The following is a 1,543-nucleotide window of genomic DNA, read 5'->3' as shown; positions in this document are numbered from 1 at the left end:
GGCGGCAACCGCCGCGTCCCGCACCGCGGCATCATCGCCAACAACCTCTGGCTCCACCACCGCGCCGCCGCCCTCAACCTCCGCCGACTGGTCAACCTCGGACTCACCCGCACCAGCGGCACCTGGCACCTCACCCCGGCCAACGCATAGCGAAAAGAGCCGCCCGGCCTGCGGCCGGACAGCCCCTCGACAAGATTTTCAGCAGCCTTCTAGCCGGCGGGACTGTGAGGGCGGCGGAACCGCGCTGCACGGCACGATCCGGGCCGCGTGTCGCTCCTGCTCCAAAACCGTGTGCGAGCCGCCCTGAGGGGCCTTTACCCTCCGGGCATGGATCTTCGCGAAGAACTTCCGGCCGACGGACAAGCCGTACGGAACGTTCATCTGCGGGCGTTCGGTGACCATGGCCTCGTCGTGGCCGACCTGGTCGACACCCTGCGGAGCACCATCACGCCCGAGGACGGTCTCTCGCTGGTCGCCGTGGAGGACGGACAGGTCGTGGGGCACGTGATGTTCACCCGCAGTCTTCTCGACGCCCCTCGTCGGCTGGTGGACGTGCAGGTCCTCAGTCCGCTGGCCGTCCTGCCGGAGTTCCACAAGCGCGGAATCGGCTCGGCCCTGGTCCGGCACGGACTGGAGGTCCTCGCCGAACGGGCCGTTCCCCTCGTCTTCCTGGAGGGCGATCCGGGCTACTACTCGCGTTTCGGCTTCGTGCCCGGCGGTGGCCTGGGCTTCCGAAAGCCGTCCCTGCGCATCCCGGACGATGCCTTTCAGGTCATCAGGTTCCCGGAGCATGAGCCCTGGATGACGGGGACGCTGGTCTACGCGGAGCCGTTCTGGCGGCATGACGCAGTCGGCCTGCGCGACCCCGACGCGTAGGGCCGCGAGCGCCCGAGGACGGGGACGGCCCACTAGCGATCTCCGTGTGCGCTGTTGTCCTTCTTGCCCTTCCTTCCTTTTGCCCGCCCGGGCAGATCGCTCGGGGACTTCTTCTTGCCGCGTGCGGTGGCATCGGCTGGCGTGTCCTTGCCGCGGTGAGCGCCGCCGCCTGGGGCCGCGTCCCGAAGCGGGTGGGCCGAGAGGGACGGGGTCGACGAGCGCGTCGGCGTGGCAGGGCTGTGGTCATCGCCGGTCGGAGTGCCGGGGGATGACGGCACGGCCGGGCTGCTGACCGACGGAGCCGCTTCGCCGGTGGCGCCGTGCTGCGAGAAGCCATCGCTGACGACGAGACCGGCGGTGACGACGGCGGCCAGTGCGGCCGCGGATCCGCACATCCCGAGGCGCCTGCGAGCGAAGGCGGGCCGAAGCGCCGCCCAGGAGACACCGAGCGGCTTCGCGTCGGGCGGGAGGCTGTGATGGGTACCCCCGGCGTCTCCGTGCTCCACGGCCGCAGGCACGACGCTGCTCACGGCCGGGCACGCGGTCCGCTCCGCGGTGTGCGTCAACGGGGCCAGTTGAGCCAGGGTTCGGGCGCAGTCGTGTGCCGTGGGGCGGGTCTCTTCGTCCAGGGCGGTCATCTGACGCAGCAGGGTGGCCAGTTCGGCGG

General features: G+C 70.9%; 1 protein-coding gene and 1 pseudogene. One reads left to right on the top strand and one right to left on the bottom strand.

Annotation, left to right across the window (positions count from 1 at the left end):
- Positions 1–327 precede the first annotated feature (327 nt).
- Positions 328–876 (top strand): GNAT family N-acetyltransferase, encoded by a 549-nt coding sequence (locus tag GRC12_RS44340; RefSeq protein ID WP_208786079.1) that lies wholly within the window; start codon positions 328–330, stop codon positions 874–876.
- A 32-nt stretch (positions 877–908) separates the two neighbouring features.
- Here GRC12_RS44340 and GRC12_RS44335 read toward each other — a convergent pair.
- Positions 909–1,543 (bottom strand): annotated as a pseudogene (locus GRC12_RS44335) (hypothetical protein); the annotation flags it as partial.

It is taken from the genome of Streptomyces griseorubiginosus, assembly GCF_017614965.1.
Classification (GTDB): domain Bacteria; phylum Actinomycetota; class Actinomycetes; order Streptomycetales; family Streptomycetaceae; genus Streptomyces; species Streptomyces griseorubiginosus_B.
This window is presented reverse-complemented; position numbering and strand designations above follow the sequence as displayed.

What these genes read in the sequence shown, in the direction of transcription:
- GRC12_RS44340 (WP_208786079.1), top strand. Translation starts at nt 328, where the DNA reads ATGGATCTTCGCGAAGAACTTCCGGCCGACGGACAAGCCGTACGGAAC.